Below are 16,334 nucleotides of genomic sequence, written 5' to 3' on the forward strand. Positions count from 1 at the left end.
CAAAAGTACTAAAATTTAAATGTTTTGATGAAGTCCGCAATTAAAACAGGAACCGGAAATGCTTCGATTTTTGATACCAAAATCCCTTCTTCCAATTCTTCATCACTTTCCAAAATCCAAAAATGAGTGTGTAAGTGTTGATGGGACAATTTATGGATAACCGGTTTTTCATTATAGAGCGATATTCCATTTATTTTCTTGACACCCAAAACTTCGGTGTAATTTGATGCTATATATTTTTTATCGATGGAACCCTCGGATTCCAACAATGGAAACTCCCATAGGCCCTGCCAGATACCTTTTCCTTTTCGCTGTTTTAAAAAAGTAGTTGCGGTTTCAGCTCCATTACTGTAAACCGGCACTATGTAATTAAAGTATCTATTTCTGACTTTTGTCTTATTCATTTTTACGGGCAATGTGGCTACTCTCCCTTCTTTTAAAGCCATACAACCGTCATTTAAAGGACAGTGCAGACAGTACGGATTTTTGGGCCTACATTGTATTGCACCAAACTCCATAATCCCTTGGTTGTAATCCCGAATACGCTTCCTATCCATTACCTCAGTGGCCAATTCCTTAAAATATTTGATGCCCTGTGGACTGTTTATGGGTAAATCTACCCCAAAATATCTGGACAAGACTCGGTACACATTCCCGTCTACCACGGCCTGGGGTTCATCAAAACTGATAGAGGCAATAGCACTGGCGGTATAATCGCCCACGCCTTTTAATTTGAGAAGTTCTTTATAAGTACCGGGGAAATTACCATTATAATCATTGACTACCATTTTTGCGGTCGCATGAAGGTTTCTGGCCCTTGAATAATAGCCCAGACCCTGCCACAATTTCAATATTTGTTCTTCGGGTGCCTTTGCAAGATCAAAAACAGTGGGGAACGTTTCTACAAATTTCAAATAATAAGGAGTACCCTGTGCCACTCTGGTCTGTTGCAACATGATTTCGGAGAGCCATATTTTATAAGGGTCTTTTGTACCCCGCCATGGTAGGCTACGCTTGTTTTCACGGTACCAGGTCAATATTTTTTCGGAAAATGTCATTCACTTTAATACTAAGGAATAAAAGTAGCAGTTTATATACTTAAAATTAGCTCGTTAGGAAGAAAGATTCAATTTAATTTATATATTTGCAACCCGAAAAAACATACAGAAAATCTAATATTGTAAGATGACGAAAGCGGAAATTGTATCGAAAATCTCAGATAAACTGGGAATTGAAAAAGGAGATGTACAGGCAACGGTAGAATCTTTTATGGAAGAAGTGAAAACTTCATTGGAAAGCGGCGATAATGTTTACCTTAGAGGTTTTGGAAGCTTTATTATAAAGACTAGAGCCGAAAAAACCGGAAGAAATATCTCCAAAAACACCACAATAAAAATACCTGCTCATAATATTCCCGCATTTAAACCGGCAAAGGTTTTTGTAGAAGGAGTTAAAAGTAACGTACAAGTAAAATAATAATCTAAAAGAAGAACTTTATGCCGAGTGGTAAAAAAAGAAAGAGACATAAGGTAGCTACCCACAAGCGTAAGAAGCGCAGGAGAGCTAACCGACACAAGAAAAAGTAGTTTTAAAAACTACTTTTTCATTTTAATACGTTCCTTGACATAGAGGTTTCAATAACAAACCCCGGCAGATTTTTATAAATCTGTTTTCAACATTGTTTAATCAATCCGCTCCCAAAAATACTGGGAGGGATACAAAATACATTCAGGTGAATAGAGAATTAATCGTAAGATCTAGTTCCGATGCCGTTGATTTTGCTTTACTAAAAGACGGAAAACTCACTGAACTGCATAAAGAAGAAGATAATAATGATTTTTCTGTGGGCGATGTTTTTCTCGCCAAGATCAGAAAACCGGTAACGGGTCTCAACGCGGCGTTCGTAAACGTTGGGTATGAAAAAGATGCATTCTTGCACTATCATGACCTCGGGCCGCAATTATCTTCTATGCTTAAGTTTATAAAACAAGTGAGTTCCGGAAGGCTCAAGGATTATTCCTTAAAAAACTTTCCGTTCGAAAAAGATATTGATAAACATGGCAGTATAAACGATGTCATAAAAGCCAATCAGTCCCTTTTAGTACAAATTGTCAAAGAACCCATATCCACCAAAGGACCCAGAATAAGTTCAGAACTTTCCATTGCTGGGCGTTATTTGGTCATGGTCCCCTTTTCGGATCGTGTTTCCGTTTCACAAAAAATTGGAAGCAACCAAGAAAAGGACCGTTTAAAAAGGCTCGTAAAGAGTATTAAACCAAAAGGATTCGGTGTTATCATAAGGACAGTTGCAGAAGGCAAAAAAGTAGCAGAACTAGACAAAGACCTAGAAAATTTGCTGAACAAATGGTCAGCAATGTGTAAAAAACTATACCGCGCAAAGACACCTTCAAAAGTGTTGGTAGAATTGAACAGGGCCTCTTCCATTTTAAGAGATGTCTTCAACGATACATTTACGGGAATCTTTGTGGATGACGAAGCCCTTTATGAACAAATAAAGGATTATGTGGCAGAGATTGCCCCAGAGAAAGAATCCATTGTTAAGCTTCATAATACATCCGTTCCTATTTTTGAAAAATTTGGTATCGAAAGACAGATAAAAACATCTTTTGGAAGAACCGCCGCCATGAGTAAAGGTGCTTATTTGATTATTGAGCACACGGAAGCTTTACATGTGATAGATGTAAATAGTGGTAATAGGTCCAACAAAGCCAAAAATCAGGAAGATACTGCCTTGGAAGTGAACTTGCTTTCAGCTACAGAGATAGCACGCCAGCTTCGTTTAAGGGATATGGGAGGTATTATCGTTGTCGATTTTATAGACATGGTAAAACCCCAGCATAGGAAAAAGCTTTTTGAACATCTTAAGGAAGAGATGAAGGATGATCGCGCAAAACACAAAATTTTACCGCCAAGTAAATTTGGTCTCATTCAAATAACCAGGCAGCGCGTAAGACCCGAAATGAATATCAAAACAACCGAAGAACTCCCCAACCGTAACGGTCAAGAAGTGGAAGCTCCGATAGTTTTAATAGATAAGATAAACGTGGATCTTGAACGTCTTTTAAAAGGCCCTGCAAAGGATAATAGCATAACACTAAATATACATCCGTTTATAGCGGCGTTTATCACAAAAGGGTTCCCATCTATACGTACCAAGTGGTTCTTGGAACATAAAAAATGGATTAAAATACAACCTAGAGATGCCTACACGTATCTCGAGTATCGTTTCAAGAACAAAGACGGTAAAACCATATATTAGTGAAGACTTTCTTTAGGATTTTTAATCTCCCAAAGAAACCTTTTTGAACCTACCCTGAGCATAGCCGAAGGGTTTTATTCAAAAAAGATTTGCATAAAGCGACTCCCAAAAAGAGTCGCTTTTTTTGTTTCATATATTTGCATTTCAATGAAATATAACAACACTTCGTTTACTGTTACCGAAGCTCGCAAAAAACTGGAAAGCTATTGTGCTTACCAAGACCGTTGCCACAAAGAGGTTGTCCAAAAATTAAAAGAAATGCGAATGATTCCCGAGGCCATTGACCAAATTGTCACGCATCTTATTCAAGAAAACTATTTGAACGAAGAACGTTTTGCCCGAAGTTTTGCCCGAGGGAAGTTCAACATTAAAAAATGGGGTAAAAACCGAATCGTAAACGAATTGAAACAACGTGATATTTCTCGGTTCAATATTTCTACTGCCTTAAAAGAAATTGACGAAAATAGTTATTTGGAAACATTGGATGCCCTAGCCAAAAAAAGACTCGCTCAAATCACCGAAAAAAACACTCAAAGACGCAAAAAGAAACTAGCGGACTATCTATTATACCGAGGCTGGGAAAGTCATTTGGTCTATGCAAAACTTCAGGAATTGGTGAACTAGTTTTTTGTTTTATTTTCCAAAGATTTTTGGAGAAAAATAAGTCAAAAGTCCCAGTTCTTTTAAACACTTATGGCCATTGCAGAAACGAATCATTTCTACAACGGCCGCTTCAATTTTATGGGACCTTTTTAAAAAATTGCTACTATTCTTGAAGCCTTTCTATAATCATAGAGGAAAAATAGTTGACCCCAGTTCTTATACATTCTTCATCTACCGCAAAGTTGGGAGTATGCGGCATCGCAGCAATGCCTTTCTCAGGATTTGATCCACCCAAAAAGAAATAGACCCCAGGTACAGATTTCTGAAAATAGGCGAAATCATCACTAAATTGAAGTGGGGCAACACCATATAGCGGAATAACACTTTGTTTTCCATAGATATCAGAAATGCTCTTTATGGTTTTATAGGTGAGTTCTTCGTTGTTCATAGGGGTTTCCATAACTGGTAATCCTTTCTGTAAATTAAAGCGAACGGTTAGTAATTCTTTAGCATAGCCAGAAGCTTCAATTTTGCTTTTTATCAAGGGTAAGAATAAATCCAGTCGTTCCTTGGTACTCGTATTGAGCAAGATCCTAATCTTTAATGTATCGTTGGATTGTTGAATCTCAAAATCACTCATAAGAGCGGTATAGTCCTTATAAATGGTATTGGGATTGGTTACGCCTAATTTTGGGCTAAATAGATTGTTATTGTCCCAGAATTCAGCGTTTGGACCATAGGTCTGCGCACTCTTCATCAATTTTTTGGTAAAATCGACCAAAGCGTTTTGGTTATGGGATGTCTTATATATTATTTCCGCAACGGTGATATGGGCAAATACATTTTCAGCTTTCGTGGCTATAGTACCAACGGGGTATGGGGACATGTGGAGCCCATATATTTCATCAGGTTGGATAAGGTCAAACAATCCATCTGCGATCATGGCCTGTGCCCCTTCATTCATTTCTTCCGCTGGTTGAAAAACAAAATAGAGGATACCGTTCAATTTATTCTTGTGATGGGCCAAAACATTGGTAATTCCCATGCCTATGGCAGCATGCAGGTCATGACCGCAAATATGCCGTACGCCTTTGTTTTTTGATGAAAAATCTACCACATCGGGTATATTGGTCGCTATGGCATCAATATCGGCTCTCCAAGCAATTCTTTTTCCGGGCCTACCCGTATCTAAGATGCCCACTACACCATAGCCGCCCACACACGTTATAACTTCCAGCCCTAAGGATTCTAAATACACAGTAATTTTTTCTGACGTTCTTTTTTCTTCCCTTGAAATCTCAGGATATCTGTGAAAGTCTCTTCGGATTTTCACTAGACTATCAAAAATGGCATCGGTGCGCGATTTAACGGATTTGTGAATGGAAGTTGGCCTTGTTGCATTTTGACCCATAGTAAGCAGCCCGCTAAATAGAAATAGTATCATTAACGAAGTTCGGAGTATTCTTGTAGTTAAAGTCATTTTTTTATCCTTTAGATTAATATAGGCGCAATATCCGTTTTAGCGTTCTGTCTCAACAGGTCTTTTTGCTAGAGTATCGTTAAGAGAGGTTAAACTATCATCAACTGCTTTATAGGATGTCTGTTTTTTTGAAATACCTTTTTTGAATCTGAATTCGATTTATATTTAAACCCTTAAACTATTATTATCTATTAATTTATTAGCAGTTCAAGTTGTCTCCTCGAGCGCAGGCGAGAGGTTGTCAGGTAATCCTCCTCGATTTTTATTAAGAGTAGCGTAATCGGTTACAAATAAGTAAGTTAAGTTTTGATGTATCTATCTTTCCGGTTACCTTGCTATGTATTCATCCACTTTTTGAAATCACTTGTCTTGGGTCTGCTAACAATAAATTCTTGATCTCTTGGATTGGCAATGGAAAGTTTGACCCTATGATTGAAATATGGGTCTATTTTTTGGATGGACGTTTTGGCGACAATCTGACCGCGATTTATCTTGTAGAATTTGGTTTCATCCAGGGAATCGAATAATTGGTCTATGGTTTCATCGATAATAAAACGCTTTGTTGAAGTTACTCCAAAAGTGATGCTATCTTCGGAATAACAATACAACAGTTCAGAAATCTTAATTTGCACAAACCCATTTCCTTCTTTTACCAATAGTCCTTCTCTTTTTGGAGGTGCCTGCATACTGTCCAGAAGTTGCTTTAAAACAAGAGGATTCACTGTAGCGGATTTGTTGGATTTCGTAAACTTATCCAAGGCATTGTTCAAATCCTCTTTTTGAATGGGTTTTAATAAATAATCAACGCTGTTCACTTTAAATGCTTGGATTGCATATTGGTCAAAAGCCGTTGTGAAAATAATGGGGGCATCTATGGCTACTTTTTGAAAAATTTCAAAACTCAATCCATCTGCCAATTGAATATCCATAAATACCAAATCCGGTGCTGTGTTTTCTTGAAACCATAGCACGGCATCCTCAACGGTATCCATAATATCCAACAATTCATAATTGAAGTTACAGGCCTTTAACATACTTTGCAATTGGTTGGCTGCACGCGTTTCGTCTTCAATAATCACTATTTTCATCGGTCTATTTTTTGCATATTAGCTATAATTTTCTCGGTTGGCATCAAGAATTGTTTTGGCTTATTTCATGACTATTTTTTTGCCGTAGTTTTTAATAAGGGAAGGGAAACCGAAAACCGATTTCCGTCGTTTTGTATGTCGACCAGCTTATCGGTAAGCAATGCATACCGCTTTTCGATATTTTTGAGCCCCACTTTAGTTGAAGGTAGTTGTGTGGATTTTGATTGAATTTTATTATCGACAACAATACGATCATCCTTGATTTTTACATGCACCACAAGTGGTTTCGCTTTGGAAATGACATTATGCTTGATCGCATTTTCCAATAACAATTGCAGGCTCATCGGCACGATCATAGCATCCAAAGAAGCTTTGGGAATATCCCAATTCAATTTCAGGTTGTCCCCAAACCGTTCCGATTGTATGTGTATATAGGCTTTGGCAAATTTTAATTCGTCCCGGAGTGAAATCAGGTTGGCGTTGCCCGATTCCAGAAGAAAGCGGTACATGTCCGAAAGCTTGTCCACAAACTCTTTTGCATCTTCTTTGGGGTTTTGGTCGATGATATCCCGTAGCGTATTCAGGGTATTAAAGAAAAAATGTGGTTGAACCTGATTTCGATGCGCATCCAATTGAGCTTGAATAATGGCTTGCTTGGATTGCTCTTCTTCTTTGATGGATTTTTTGAGTCGCACAAAGAAGTAAATAGCTTCGTATATAGCCATTATCATAATAGTGATGAAGATGATGAATACCAAGGATTTACTCCGTTCTTGAAAATTATAGCTAACGTTTTCTAGTAATAAAGAAAAGAAAAGAACCCCTAAAAAATCCACGATAAGTATGGTGGCAACGATAGCGATAAAAAAAATAATCAAACGCCTGACATTGTCCTTTAAATCAGGATAGGTTTTCCGCAAACGAATCATGATCGCTCTGTTAATGAACCAATCACATATAGCAAAAAACAGGGCTACCCCTAAGACGATGAGTATCTCTATAAAAGAAAAACCGGATATATCATTAAACAGAAACGAAGTCGCTACACTTAAGATCAGAATGCCAAAGACCGAAAACCAAAAGTCGTTAAAGCCCAAATATTCTATACGTTTCTCTTTGTTTACGAGCATAGTAATTGGATTATAGTTTAACCAGATAATGTTCTTAAATTTTTGTTAGTGACACTCGAGTTAAACTTGTATTTCTTGGGTTTTATGAATTTTAAATGTAAAACAATAAGATGAAGTATCGGGGCAAATATCCAAGCTTTGGTCAATGAATGAAATGACTTTACGTTGAATCGTCGTTACCTATGGTTGAATTGTAATATGCTGCCTTGGATTTTATAAAGAGCGTAAAAATTATTTATGAAGATAATTTTGTAAGAGTAATCGATAGGTCCTAGAAATGGATTTTCCTTTTGTAATATAACAGTTTTGGTTAGCTGTTCGTTTTTCAATTAATTTCTTGCTACTCCTTCAAGAAGCCAAGGCTCTAGCGTTTTATCGGAGTCGATAGCATGTAATACCGCAATATCACCGGTTGCTTCAAAAACGACGGCCAATACCTCAGTTAGTTCAATAACATTCGCCTCCCGCAATTTGGCCTTTAAATCATCCTCTGTAACATTCGCTTTTTCAAGATTTTCCCAAAGAATTTCTTTTCCTTCCATGATAAGCAATGGAGGATTATCTACTATTTCACGTACCAATTTATATCTTCTTAAAAAAGCTACCAGTCCTTGAAGCAAGTACACCGTTGCCAATCCCACCAAACCTTCTAACAGACTTACCGAAGAAGACAATAATGTGGAAGCTATAATGGAACCGATAGCTATTGTCACCGCAAAATCAAAACTGGACATTTTTGAAAAACTACGTTTACCAAAAATTCTGGTAAAAAGTATGACCGCTACGTAAATTCCAATCGCCGAAAGTATTATATATCCTATAATATCAGTGCTACTCAAAATCCATTCTTTCATAATATGTTAATTTTAGTTTTGTTTTTCGAAAGTACCGCATTGCCTCCAAAAATCTCGCTGTAAAGGAAAATCTATTGCCGCTATTCAAAATAGCATATCTTAATTTATACAAGTAAATGATTCGAAGATGATTATCATCAAACTGATAACCCTAAAATAATGACCCGAATAATTTCCCGCCTTTCAAGAAAGGTTCAAAGAAACTACCTTCACTTAGAAATGTTAGAATATGAAAATCTCAGAATTAAATAGCAGTTCCAGAGTCTATACTAAACATATCTATTGATACTATAAAAAATTTAAAGACCGGGTCTGAAGATTTTAAATAAAAATGAGAAAGTAAATATTTGATGTCCCTTAAAATTTAAGATTTGAAAACAAATAATAAATTACCCGTAATAGGTATTATTGGGTGTGGTCCACGGGGTTTATCCGCCTTGGAATCTCTCTACAAGGAAGCTGCGAATCGCCATAAACAAGTTAGGACACTTGTTTTCGAACGCTCGGAATTCCCTGGAGCCGGACCTGTATACAATCCTCAACAACCCGACAGTAATTGGTTGAACGTCTCAGAACGTGCAATAGATATACCACCTCGAGAAGAAATTGTAACTGAGTATTTTACAATTCCCCCCTTCCCAAATTTTCAACAATGGTGTGGGTATAATGACCAAAATGAGAGTGACACGTCAATTGATCGTTTCCCCCTTCGTTCACAGCTTGGATTATATCTTCTGGAACGTTTTAAAAGTTTATCATCCGAACTTTTAAAGAGGGAACTGATGGAATATGTACATGGGGAAGTCATCAATGTAAATTTTAATAGTGACTCAATACAAATAGATGTTTTGGGTGGAAAAAGCTATCAAGTTACAGAGGCTGTCATGTGCATTGGGCATCAACCCATTGAACCGGACGACCAGTTGAAGGGATGGGAAAATCGTGTTTCAAATCTTGATAATGTGAAGTTATATACCCAACCTTATCCGTTGGACCGGATATTGGAATTAGACCACCAAAATGTTGAGGATATTGTCGCAATCAGAGGTTTCGGATTGGCAATGATCGATGTTCTCAGATCATTGACAGAAGGCAGAGGTGGAACATTTGAAGTTAAGGATTCCAAGACCCGCGAAATGGTTTACTTTGAAAGTGGTCGGGAACCGAAAAATATCATTCCTTTTTCGCTCAACGGTCTTCCAATGGCGCCAAAACCATTGAACAAAAAAATTGATTCCAAATACGTTCCTACTGAGAGAGAGCTCAACAAATATAGCCTATTGATCAAAGAATCCATGAATTCTAGCACCTTGCTGACATCCCCAAAATTTCTAATAGAAGCAATAGCACCAATAATCTGGGCCAAGTTCGCAGGTTTACAGGGCAAGACTCTTGACCACTGCCTTTCGGAAGAAGAAATAATTGCCGCAATCAAGGCTTGGTTAACCGACGAGGATTTTGAACACGACCTCATAATATCCAAGGATCTATCCTCGGAAACAATGATGCGAAAATTCATAGGAATGGCTACAGGCCATGAAAAAGTGAGTTTGGATTTTTGTATTGGCCATGTATGGCGTCATTGCCAGCCTACCATGTATAAGTTGTTATCTTTCGCACCGTTATCCGACGAGCTTATCAGTGATATTGTCGCCCTGGACGAACGGCTAAAACGGTATACTTACGGCCCACCCGTAGATAGCCTTCAACAGGTTTTGGCGCTCCTCGAATCCGGGAATATGACTCTTGATTTTGTTCATGATCCGAACATTGAACTAGGAGAAGGTGGCTGGAAGATAGAAAAAAATGGAACTTTCAAAATAGCCAATATCATGGTCAATTCCGTGTTGGACTCTCCACAAATTCAAAAGGTAATCAGTCCATTACCAAAGGGTCTAATAAATAAATCCGAAATTGAGTCGTTATGCGACACTTTAGGGATTCGTACAGAAAAAGATGCGACCATAGCTAAAAAAGGTATTAAACCAGATATATCGTTTTCCGTCTTGGGAAGATTGGCCAAAGGTACCCTTATCGGTGTTGACGCTATAGCGGAGTGTTTTAGCGATCGTTCCGATGATTGGGCAAAAGGAGTTATTTCGCGATATAAAAATCATAATAAAGACAGTTAATACTGCGTACTCAAGCATCTCTATGGTCTGTAAAAGATTACTTGGGTTTTTCTTTTCTACATATTGAACTTTTAATATCGTTAAAGATATTATCTATCAGAGGAACATTTACTTTTCGTAAAAGTTCAAAATCAATTTAAGGTTTTTGTGAAATCAACTTATTCGTCCTAAAAATGGCTTTTTCATTTTTCCAGTCGATCCAGCGTTGGCCTTTTAGTTTTCGCATCAACACGTCAAAATGGCGCATGATGAAAATGTTATAAGCCGCGTGCGCAAAATTAAAGGGGTTTCTGGCCAAAGCGCGTAGGCTCATAGAAAAACCGGCAGTTTTGTATTTCATATAGTGCCAATATCCTTCAGGAATATACAATACTTCCCCATGTTTCAGTCCAGTTTTAAAACCATTAGCGTTCTTTAAAGCGGGCCATTTTTCAAAATCAGGATTGGAGAAATCAATACTTTCATGGGTAATAATGGAATAAGGAACTTTATAAAGATGCTTATTCTCCGATTGAGGGAAAAGCACGCACTCTTTTTCGCCCTCAAAATGAAAATGGAAGATATTGGCAAGGTCTATATCATAATGCATAAAGGTATGTGAATTCTCCCCTCCAAAAAACAACATGGGAACACCTTTCAGAAGGCGAATACCAAAATCCGGATAACTGAAATCTTTTTGAAGTACAGGCACCTCTTTTAAGATATTCCAAAGAAAAATGCGAAACTTGGTAGGCTCACTTTTTAAAAGGTCTATGTACTCGGACATCTTCATTTGGGCGTGTGGTTCATTAAAACCATCTTCATGATGTACCGGACGGTCGTCATACAGGGGAACAATTTTATCCCCTGCCACTTCTTTCATATACGCGAACGACCATTTGGAATGAGCGGCCCAATCCCCATTAAATTCTTCTATGACCACAGGTAATTGTGGTTTAAGATAGTCCTTTAAAAAGTCCTGTTTTGAAATGCGCTTTACCCTAGGAATTTCAACTAGCTTCAATGGTATTTGGGTTTTTTTAGGAATCCCAAAGTTAATTAACCTCTTGAAAACATTTTCTTAAAAATTACAAAATGTAGGTTCAGTTAGTCAGCTTGGCTTTCTGCTTGGCCATTTCATTTCGTTCAATAGTGTGGCTTGGTCTTGTCCATTTTGGTTTCTCCCCTAAAGGTTGGAATTCGGATTCTGAAGCTTCCACTGTTTTGGGCTGAGACACTTTGGTAAAAGGCTTTTGAGGATTCAGCCCCAATAACTTGAACATTTCCATATCCTCGTTTACATCAGGATTTGGGGTCGTTAACAATTTATCTCCAGCAAAAATAGAATTTGCACCCGCAAAGAAACACATGGCCTGGCCTTCCCTACTCATTTCGGTACGGCCGGCAGACAATCTCACTTGCGTTTCGGGCATGACGATTCTCGTAGTGGCCACCATTCGTATCATATCCCAAATAGCAATAGGCTCAATGTCTTCCATTGGAGTACCCTCAACGGCAACCAAGGCATTTATGGGAACGGATTCCGGTTGCGGATTCAAGGATGCCAAAGCGACCAACATTCCCGCACGGTCTTCCAAAGCTTCGCCCATCCCAATAATACCGCCGCTACATACGGTTACATTGCTTTTGCGCACATTATCTATAGTTTCCAAACGATCTTCAAAAGCACGGGTAGAAATCACGTCTTTATAATAGTCTTCAGAAGTGTCCAAGTTATGGTTGTAGGCGTATAATCCCGCCTCTGCCAAACGTTTTGCCTGATTTTCGGTAAGCATTCCCAAAGTGCAGCAAACCTCCATATCCAACTTATTAATGGTCCGCACCATCTCCAAAACTTGGTCAAACTCCGGACCATCCTTTACATTGCGCCAAGCAGCTCCCATACACACACGAGAACTTCCGGAAGCCTTTGCCCTTAGGGCTTGCGCTTTTACATGTGGTACGGTCATTAAATCGTTCCCTTCAATATCCGTATGGTAACGGGCCGCTTGTGGACAATATCCGCAATCCTCTGGACAACCCCCGGTTTTTATAGAAAGTAAGGTAGATACTTGAACCGTATTAGGGTCGTGGTTTTCCCTATGAACGGTAGCTGCATCATATAACAATTCCATCAAAGGTCTGTTATAAATTGCTAAAATTTCTTCTTTCGTCCAGTTGTGTCTTACTTCGGCCATATTATCTTCTTGATGATTCCAAAAATAGCGGAAATAGGTTAGAAATTTAAATTCTAACTTCAAATAATACATTACGGGATGTTGAAAAATCCCTATCCTCAAATAGACTAGACTTTCAAATAGGGTTATTCAACATATGTGGTGCCTTTCCATACAATTTGTTGTAGCCGTTATAAGGATTAATCTATAATTTTCGACTCAAATTTATACGATTATGAAACTTATATTCCTTCTATTACTATCCATTTTAACTACCTCGCCCAATCTTGACAAAAAAGACCCTCCGGAACCGGAAATTGGAAAAAGATGGGTGCTGAACCTTCAGTATTCGGACGAATTTAACGGAAATTCACTGGATGCCATGAAATGGAAAAATAGCTATGACGGTTGGAAAGGAAGAACACCAGGATTTTTTTCCCCGGAATCCGTTTCGGTGCATTCGGGGATGTTACAGATTAAAAACGGTGTGTTGGATAAATCCATTACGAATCATACCAAAGAAAAGTATAGTATAAAAGGTGGCGCAGTGCAATCATTGGAAAAAAGCGCACATTTTGGATATTATGAAGCACGTTTTAAAGCTTCGCGCATAAATATGTCCACCACTTTTTGGATGTCCAACAAGAAAGTACCTGTAGACTTTACCACAAAAATAAGCAACGGTAATTGCGAAAAAGACCAGTTCAGTCAGGAATTGGATATTGCAGAGAGTATTGGAGGCGAAATTACGGTGGGGGACAAGTTTAGAAAAAATATGAACTTCAACACACATTATAGGTATATTGACTGTGAAGGAGGCAAGGAAAAATTCTATTCCGCCGGGAATAATGCCGTTGAAGGAAATGGGCTTGCATCCAATGCCACATTGAGCACGGAATCATGGCAAGATTTCCATACTTACGCAGCCCATTGGAAAAATGCCAACGAAGTTTCTTTTTATGCAGATGACAAACTGGTCGGAGATGTTCAAATACGAACCGATGTGGTCGACGAGCCTTTTCCTAGGCCCATGGGGATAAATATGGTTACGGAGACCTATAACTGGGCCAAACCGTACCCGAACAATGAAGAACTGGAAAATGATGAAATAAATACCTCATACTACAACTGGGTACGTGCATATACATTGGTGGATATTGATACTGAAACTAAAAACCCTAAAAATTTTAAAGGAGAAGGCTCGGAAATTTACAAGGAAGAAATTAGATTATTTGAAACACCGACCATATCCAAAGGCGAAATCAGTATTCCTTATGTTTATAAAGCCAATACTAATAAATCCTTTCTCTTTAAAGTAATGGAGGGTGATGAAGTGGCATATGAAACCGAAATTCAAATTTTAGCAGGTTATGGAAAAGCCATTAAAAATGTGAAAGCTAAAAAATTGAAAAAAAATACGGACTACACCTTCACCACGACTTTTGTAAAATAATTTCTAAATGAAAGCCCTAACGGTAATGGAGATCACTGTTAGGGCTTTTTGGCTTTATAATGCTATTCCCCTTTATTCTTGTCGGAATTTGAGGTTTTTTTAGCATCGGAAGAATCGCTGGTGTTCGGTGCCACATCTTTTCCTTTTAAATATTCCGGCAGTTGCATTCCCGCCATGTCGAACATCTCCTGAAGCGGAGGAACCGACTTGTACATTCCTGAGATAAAATTGGCCGTTGAGTTTTTACCATCCTCGCCTTTGGCACCAGAATCCCAAACGGTAACTTTATCGATTTTAATATTTTTAATCGCCTCGGCCTGTTTTTCGACCAGTTCAGGTAGTTTATCCGCAATCAGTAACAATACCGCATCTTTAGGGTCGTTCCCGGCGGCTTTTACGATTCTATCCAGACCTTCTGCCTGTTTGGTCAATACTTCAAAAATACCTTTTGCTTCCGCTTGTGCTTTAAACAAAATAGCATCCGCTTCACCTTTCGCCTTTCTACGGATCATTTCCGCTTCCGCTTCGGCATCGATCTCTACTTTCTTTTTATCAATCTCCGCAGGAACTACCACATCTGCCATTTGGGAACTTCTTTCCCGTTCGGCCCTTGCAATTTCAGCGTCTTTTTCCGCTGCATAGGATTCTTCCAATGCCTTTGCCGCCTGTACTTTTTCGGCAGCTATCGCCGTACGCTCCGCTTCCGCTTCGCGTTGTCTTCTCAACGAGTCCGAATTGGCCACATTGATTTTCGCCACGTTTTCCCCTTCAACCGCCTTTGCATTAGCGGCCGCCACTTGGGTACGTTGATCTTGTACCGCATTGGCTTCACCAATGGAACCATCCCTATTTTTCTCCGCGACCGACTTACGGGCGGCATTTATGGCATGCGCCGCCGCTTCTTTACCAAGCGCTTCGATATATCCGGACTCGTCTACGATATCCGTAATGTTTACGTTAATCAGTTTAAGGCCTACCTTCTTTAATTCCGATTCTACACTTTGGGAAATATTGGTCAAAAATTTATCCCTATCCGAGTTGATTTCCTCAATATCCATAGAGGCCACCACCAAACGCAATTGACCAAAAATAATCTCCTTGGCCAAATCCTGTACCTCTTGCATTCCCAGACCTAAAAGTCTTTCAGCTGCGTTTTGCATAACACCCGGCTCCGTAGAAATACCAATCGTAAAACGAGATGGAACATTAACACGAATGTTCTGTCTACTCAAGGCATTGGCCAAATCTACCTCAATGGAAATAGGGGTCAGATCCAAAAATTCATAATCTTGGATGACCGGCCAAATGAATGCGGCCCCACCATGGATACATTTAGCGGAATTTCCGGTACCCACCTTACCGTACACTACTAGAATACGGTCAGAAGGACATCTTTTATATCTCCTGATGAAAGAAATAATAATAATGAAAAAGAACAGTATTGCAAAGCCTATGGCCAGCAAAGAGGCACCTCCGCCCAGTTGTAATGGTAATAGCATATAGTTATTTATTTAAGAGTTCAACAATTAATATTCCGTTTGCGGTAATTTCCTTGACCTTGACCACATTGCTTTGCACAAGGTCTTTATCTTCATCCGTCAAGGCTTCCAATTCGCGTAGCGTTCCTTGCACATTAATACTTACTTTTCCTATTCTGGAACGGTTGGCACCGATGGTAAGATAGACTTCCCCTATTTGGCCAAGAGCATTTTTTAGTTTTAACGTACCGCTACTTTGCAATTTGGCCAGGTAATAAAATAAGGCGGCCATGGCCGTCATCATAATCAAACCGCATATAACGGAAATCAAGACCGTAATCGGTTTTGAAAGACCATTTTCGATACAGGCAATCCCTGACCATCCAAAAATGGTCAAAAACCCCATTAAGTTCTTAAATGAAAGGAACTGAAAACCGATTCCCGTATCGCCTTCTATCTCAACATCTACATCTCCGCCCAAATCATCAGCGTCTCCACCAACAAGTGTCATTACGATCAGTACAAGAAAAATTGCTGAAGAAATTAGGGCAGTGACCCAATAAATTTTTTCAAAAAGCGACAAGGCAGCGAACCATTGTTCCATAACAATAGATTTAGTTGGTTATAGGACTTTCTTTTAAAGTCCATTGAAAGATACTATTTTTTGAGATTTACAGGAT

The 16,334-nt window shown here is 38.8% G+C and carries 14 protein-coding genes; 5 read left to right on the plus strand and 9 right to left on the minus strand.

Features of this window, described 5'->3' with window-relative positions:
- Positions 1-8 precede the first annotated feature (8 nt).
- Positions 9-1,058: an A/G-specific adenine glycosylase gene (gene mutY / locus ACKWBX_RS13245; RefSeq protein WP_413969180.1), complete on the minus strand. Its 1,050-nt coding sequence runs from the start codon at positions 1,056-1,058 to the stop codon at positions 9-11.
- A gap of 127 nt (positions 1,059-1,185) precedes the next feature.
- Here mutY and ACKWBX_RS13250 point away from each other — a divergent pair, with 127 nt between their 5' ends.
- From ACKWBX_RS13250 to ACKWBX_RS13260, 3 genes are all read left to right on the plus strand, one after another.
- Complete coding sequence (locus ACKWBX_RS13250) at positions 1,186-1,476, plus strand: HU family DNA-binding protein (protein WP_013306152.1); 291 nt, start codon at positions 1,186-1,188, stop codon at positions 1,474-1,476.
- Positions 1,477-1,732: 256 nt separating this feature from the next.
- Positions 1,733-3,280: an Rne/Rng family ribonuclease gene (locus ACKWBX_RS13255; protein WP_413969181.1), complete on the plus strand. Its 1,548-nt coding sequence runs from the start codon at positions 1,733-1,735 to the stop codon at positions 3,278-3,280.
- A 147-nt stretch (positions 3,281-3,427) separates the two neighbouring features.
- Positions 3,428-3,904 carry a regulatory protein RecX gene (locus tag ACKWBX_RS13260; RefSeq protein ID WP_413969182.1) on the plus strand — a complete coding sequence of 159 codons (477 nt, stop codon included), beginning with the start codon at positions 3,428-3,430 and terminating at the stop codon, positions 3,902-3,904.
- Between the two features lie 142 nt (positions 3,905-4,046).
- Here ACKWBX_RS13260 and ACKWBX_RS13265 read toward each other — a convergent pair whose 3' ends face one another.
- The 4 genes from ACKWBX_RS13265 to ACKWBX_RS13280 form a co-directional block, all read right to left on the minus strand.
- Positions 4,047-5,327 carry a M20 metallopeptidase family protein gene (locus ACKWBX_RS13265; RefSeq protein WP_413969183.1) on the minus strand — a complete coding sequence of 427 codons (1,281 nt, stop codon included), beginning with the start codon at positions 5,325-5,327 and terminating at the stop codon, positions 4,047-4,049.
- A gap of 371 nt (positions 5,328-5,698) precedes the next feature.
- Positions 5,699-6,451 carry a LytR/AlgR family response regulator transcription factor gene (locus ACKWBX_RS13270; protein WP_413969184.1) on the minus strand — a complete coding sequence of 251 codons (753 nt, stop codon included), beginning with the start codon at positions 6,449-6,451 and terminating at the stop codon, positions 5,699-5,701.
- Between the two features lie 71 nt (positions 6,452-6,522).
- A complete protein-coding gene (locus ACKWBX_RS13275) occupies positions 6,523-7,581 on the minus strand; it encodes a sensor histidine kinase (protein WP_413969185.1) in 1,059 nt (352 codons plus the stop codon).
- Between the two features lie 329 nt (positions 7,582-7,910).
- Positions 7,911-8,435, minus strand: a complete 525-nt coding sequence (locus ACKWBX_RS13280) for a DUF421 domain-containing protein (RefSeq protein WP_413969186.1) — start codon at positions 8,433-8,435, stop codon at positions 7,911-7,913.
- A 371-nt stretch (positions 8,436-8,806) separates the two neighbouring features.
- Between ACKWBX_RS13280 and ACKWBX_RS13285 the strand changes: the two genes are divergently transcribed.
- Positions 8,807-10,567 (plus strand): FAD/NAD(P)-binding protein, encoded by a 1,761-nt coding sequence (locus ACKWBX_RS13285; RefSeq protein WP_413969187.1) that lies wholly within the window; start codon positions 8,807-8,809, stop codon positions 10,565-10,567.
- 136 nt (positions 10,568-10,703) lie between these two features.
- Here ACKWBX_RS13285 and ACKWBX_RS13290 read toward each other — a convergent pair whose 3' ends face one another.
- Both ACKWBX_RS13290 and bioB read right to left on the minus strand, forming a co-directional pair.
- The gene (locus ACKWBX_RS13290) at positions 10,704-11,570 is read right to left on the minus strand and encodes a cupin-like domain-containing protein (RefSeq protein ID WP_413969188.1); all 867 of its coding nucleotides are present in this window, start codon (positions 11,568-11,570) and stop codon (positions 10,704-10,706) included.
- Between the two features lie 79 nt (positions 11,571-11,649).
- Positions 11,650-12,744 carry a biotin synthase BioB gene (gene bioB / locus ACKWBX_RS13295; RefSeq protein WP_413969189.1) on the minus strand — a complete coding sequence of 365 codons (1,095 nt, stop codon included), beginning with the start codon at positions 12,742-12,744 and terminating at the stop codon, positions 11,650-11,652.
- Positions 12,745-12,958: 214 nt separating this feature from the next.
- Here bioB and ACKWBX_RS13300 point away from each other — a divergent pair, with 214 nt between their 5' ends.
- Positions 12,959-14,176 (plus strand): family 16 glycosylhydrolase, encoded by a 1,218-nt coding sequence (locus ACKWBX_RS13300; protein WP_413969190.1) that lies wholly within the window; start codon positions 12,959-12,961, stop codon positions 14,174-14,176.
- Positions 14,177-14,238: 62 nt separating this feature from the next.
- On the opposite strand, the gene ACKWBX_RS13305 is transcribed toward ACKWBX_RS13300, so the two are convergent.
- Together ACKWBX_RS13305 and ACKWBX_RS13310 are read right to left on the minus strand one after the other, a co-directional pair.
- Positions 14,239-15,675, minus strand: a complete 1,437-nt coding sequence (locus ACKWBX_RS13305) for a flotillin family protein (RefSeq protein WP_413969191.1) — start codon at positions 15,673-15,675, stop codon at positions 14,239-14,241.
- A gap of 4 nt (positions 15,676-15,679) precedes the next feature.
- On the minus strand, positions 15,680-16,258 hold the full coding sequence (locus ACKWBX_RS13310; RefSeq protein ID WP_413969192.1) for a hypothetical protein: 579 nt from the start codon (positions 16,256-16,258) through the stop codon (positions 15,680-15,682).
- Positions 16,259-16,334 lie beyond the last annotated feature (76 nt).

Origin of the sequence: Maribacter algae, from assembly GCF_047345745.1 — a bacterium.
Taxonomy (GTDB): Bacteria; Bacteroidota; Bacteroidia; order Flavobacteriales; family Flavobacteriaceae; genus Maribacter.

Coding starts and splice junctions, on each gene's coding strand:
- mutY (WP_413969180.1), bottom strand. CDS start 1,058: ATGACATTTTCCGAAAAAATATTGACCTGGTACCGTGAAAACAAGCGT.
- ACKWBX_RS13250 (WP_013306152.1), top strand. CDS start 1,186: ATGACGAAAGCGGAAATTGTATCGAAAATCTCAGATAAACTGGGAATT.
- ACKWBX_RS13260 (WP_413969182.1), top strand. CDS start 3,428: ATGAAATATAACAACACTTCGTTTACTGTTACCGAAGCTCGCAAAAAA.
- ACKWBX_RS13265 (WP_413969183.1), bottom strand. CDS start 5,327: ATGATACTATTTCTATTTAGCGGGCTGCTTACTATGGGTCAAAATGCA.
- ACKWBX_RS13270 (WP_413969184.1), bottom strand. CDS start 6,451: ATGAAAATAGTGATTATTGAAGACGAAACGCGTGCAGCCAACCAATTG.
- ACKWBX_RS13275 (WP_413969185.1), bottom strand. CDS start 7,581: ATGCTCGTAAACAAAGAGAAACGTATAGAATATTTGGGCTTTAACGAC.
- ACKWBX_RS13280 (WP_413969186.1), bottom strand. CDS start 8,435: ATGAAAGAATGGATTTTGAGTAGCACTGATATTATAGGATATATAATA.
- bioB (WP_413969189.1), bottom strand. CDS start 12,744: ATGGCCGAAGTAAGACACAACTGGACGAAAGAAGAAATTTTAGCAATT.
- ACKWBX_RS13300 (WP_413969190.1), top strand. CDS start 12,959: ATGAAACTTATATTCCTTCTATTACTATCCATTTTAACTACCTCGCCC.
- ACKWBX_RS13305 (WP_413969191.1), bottom strand. CDS start 15,675: ATGCTATTACCATTACAACTGGGCGGAGGTGCCTCTTTGCTGGCCATA.
- ACKWBX_RS13310 (WP_413969192.1), bottom strand. CDS start 16,258: ATGGAACAATGGTTCGCTGCCTTGTCGCTTTTTGAAAAAATTTATTGG.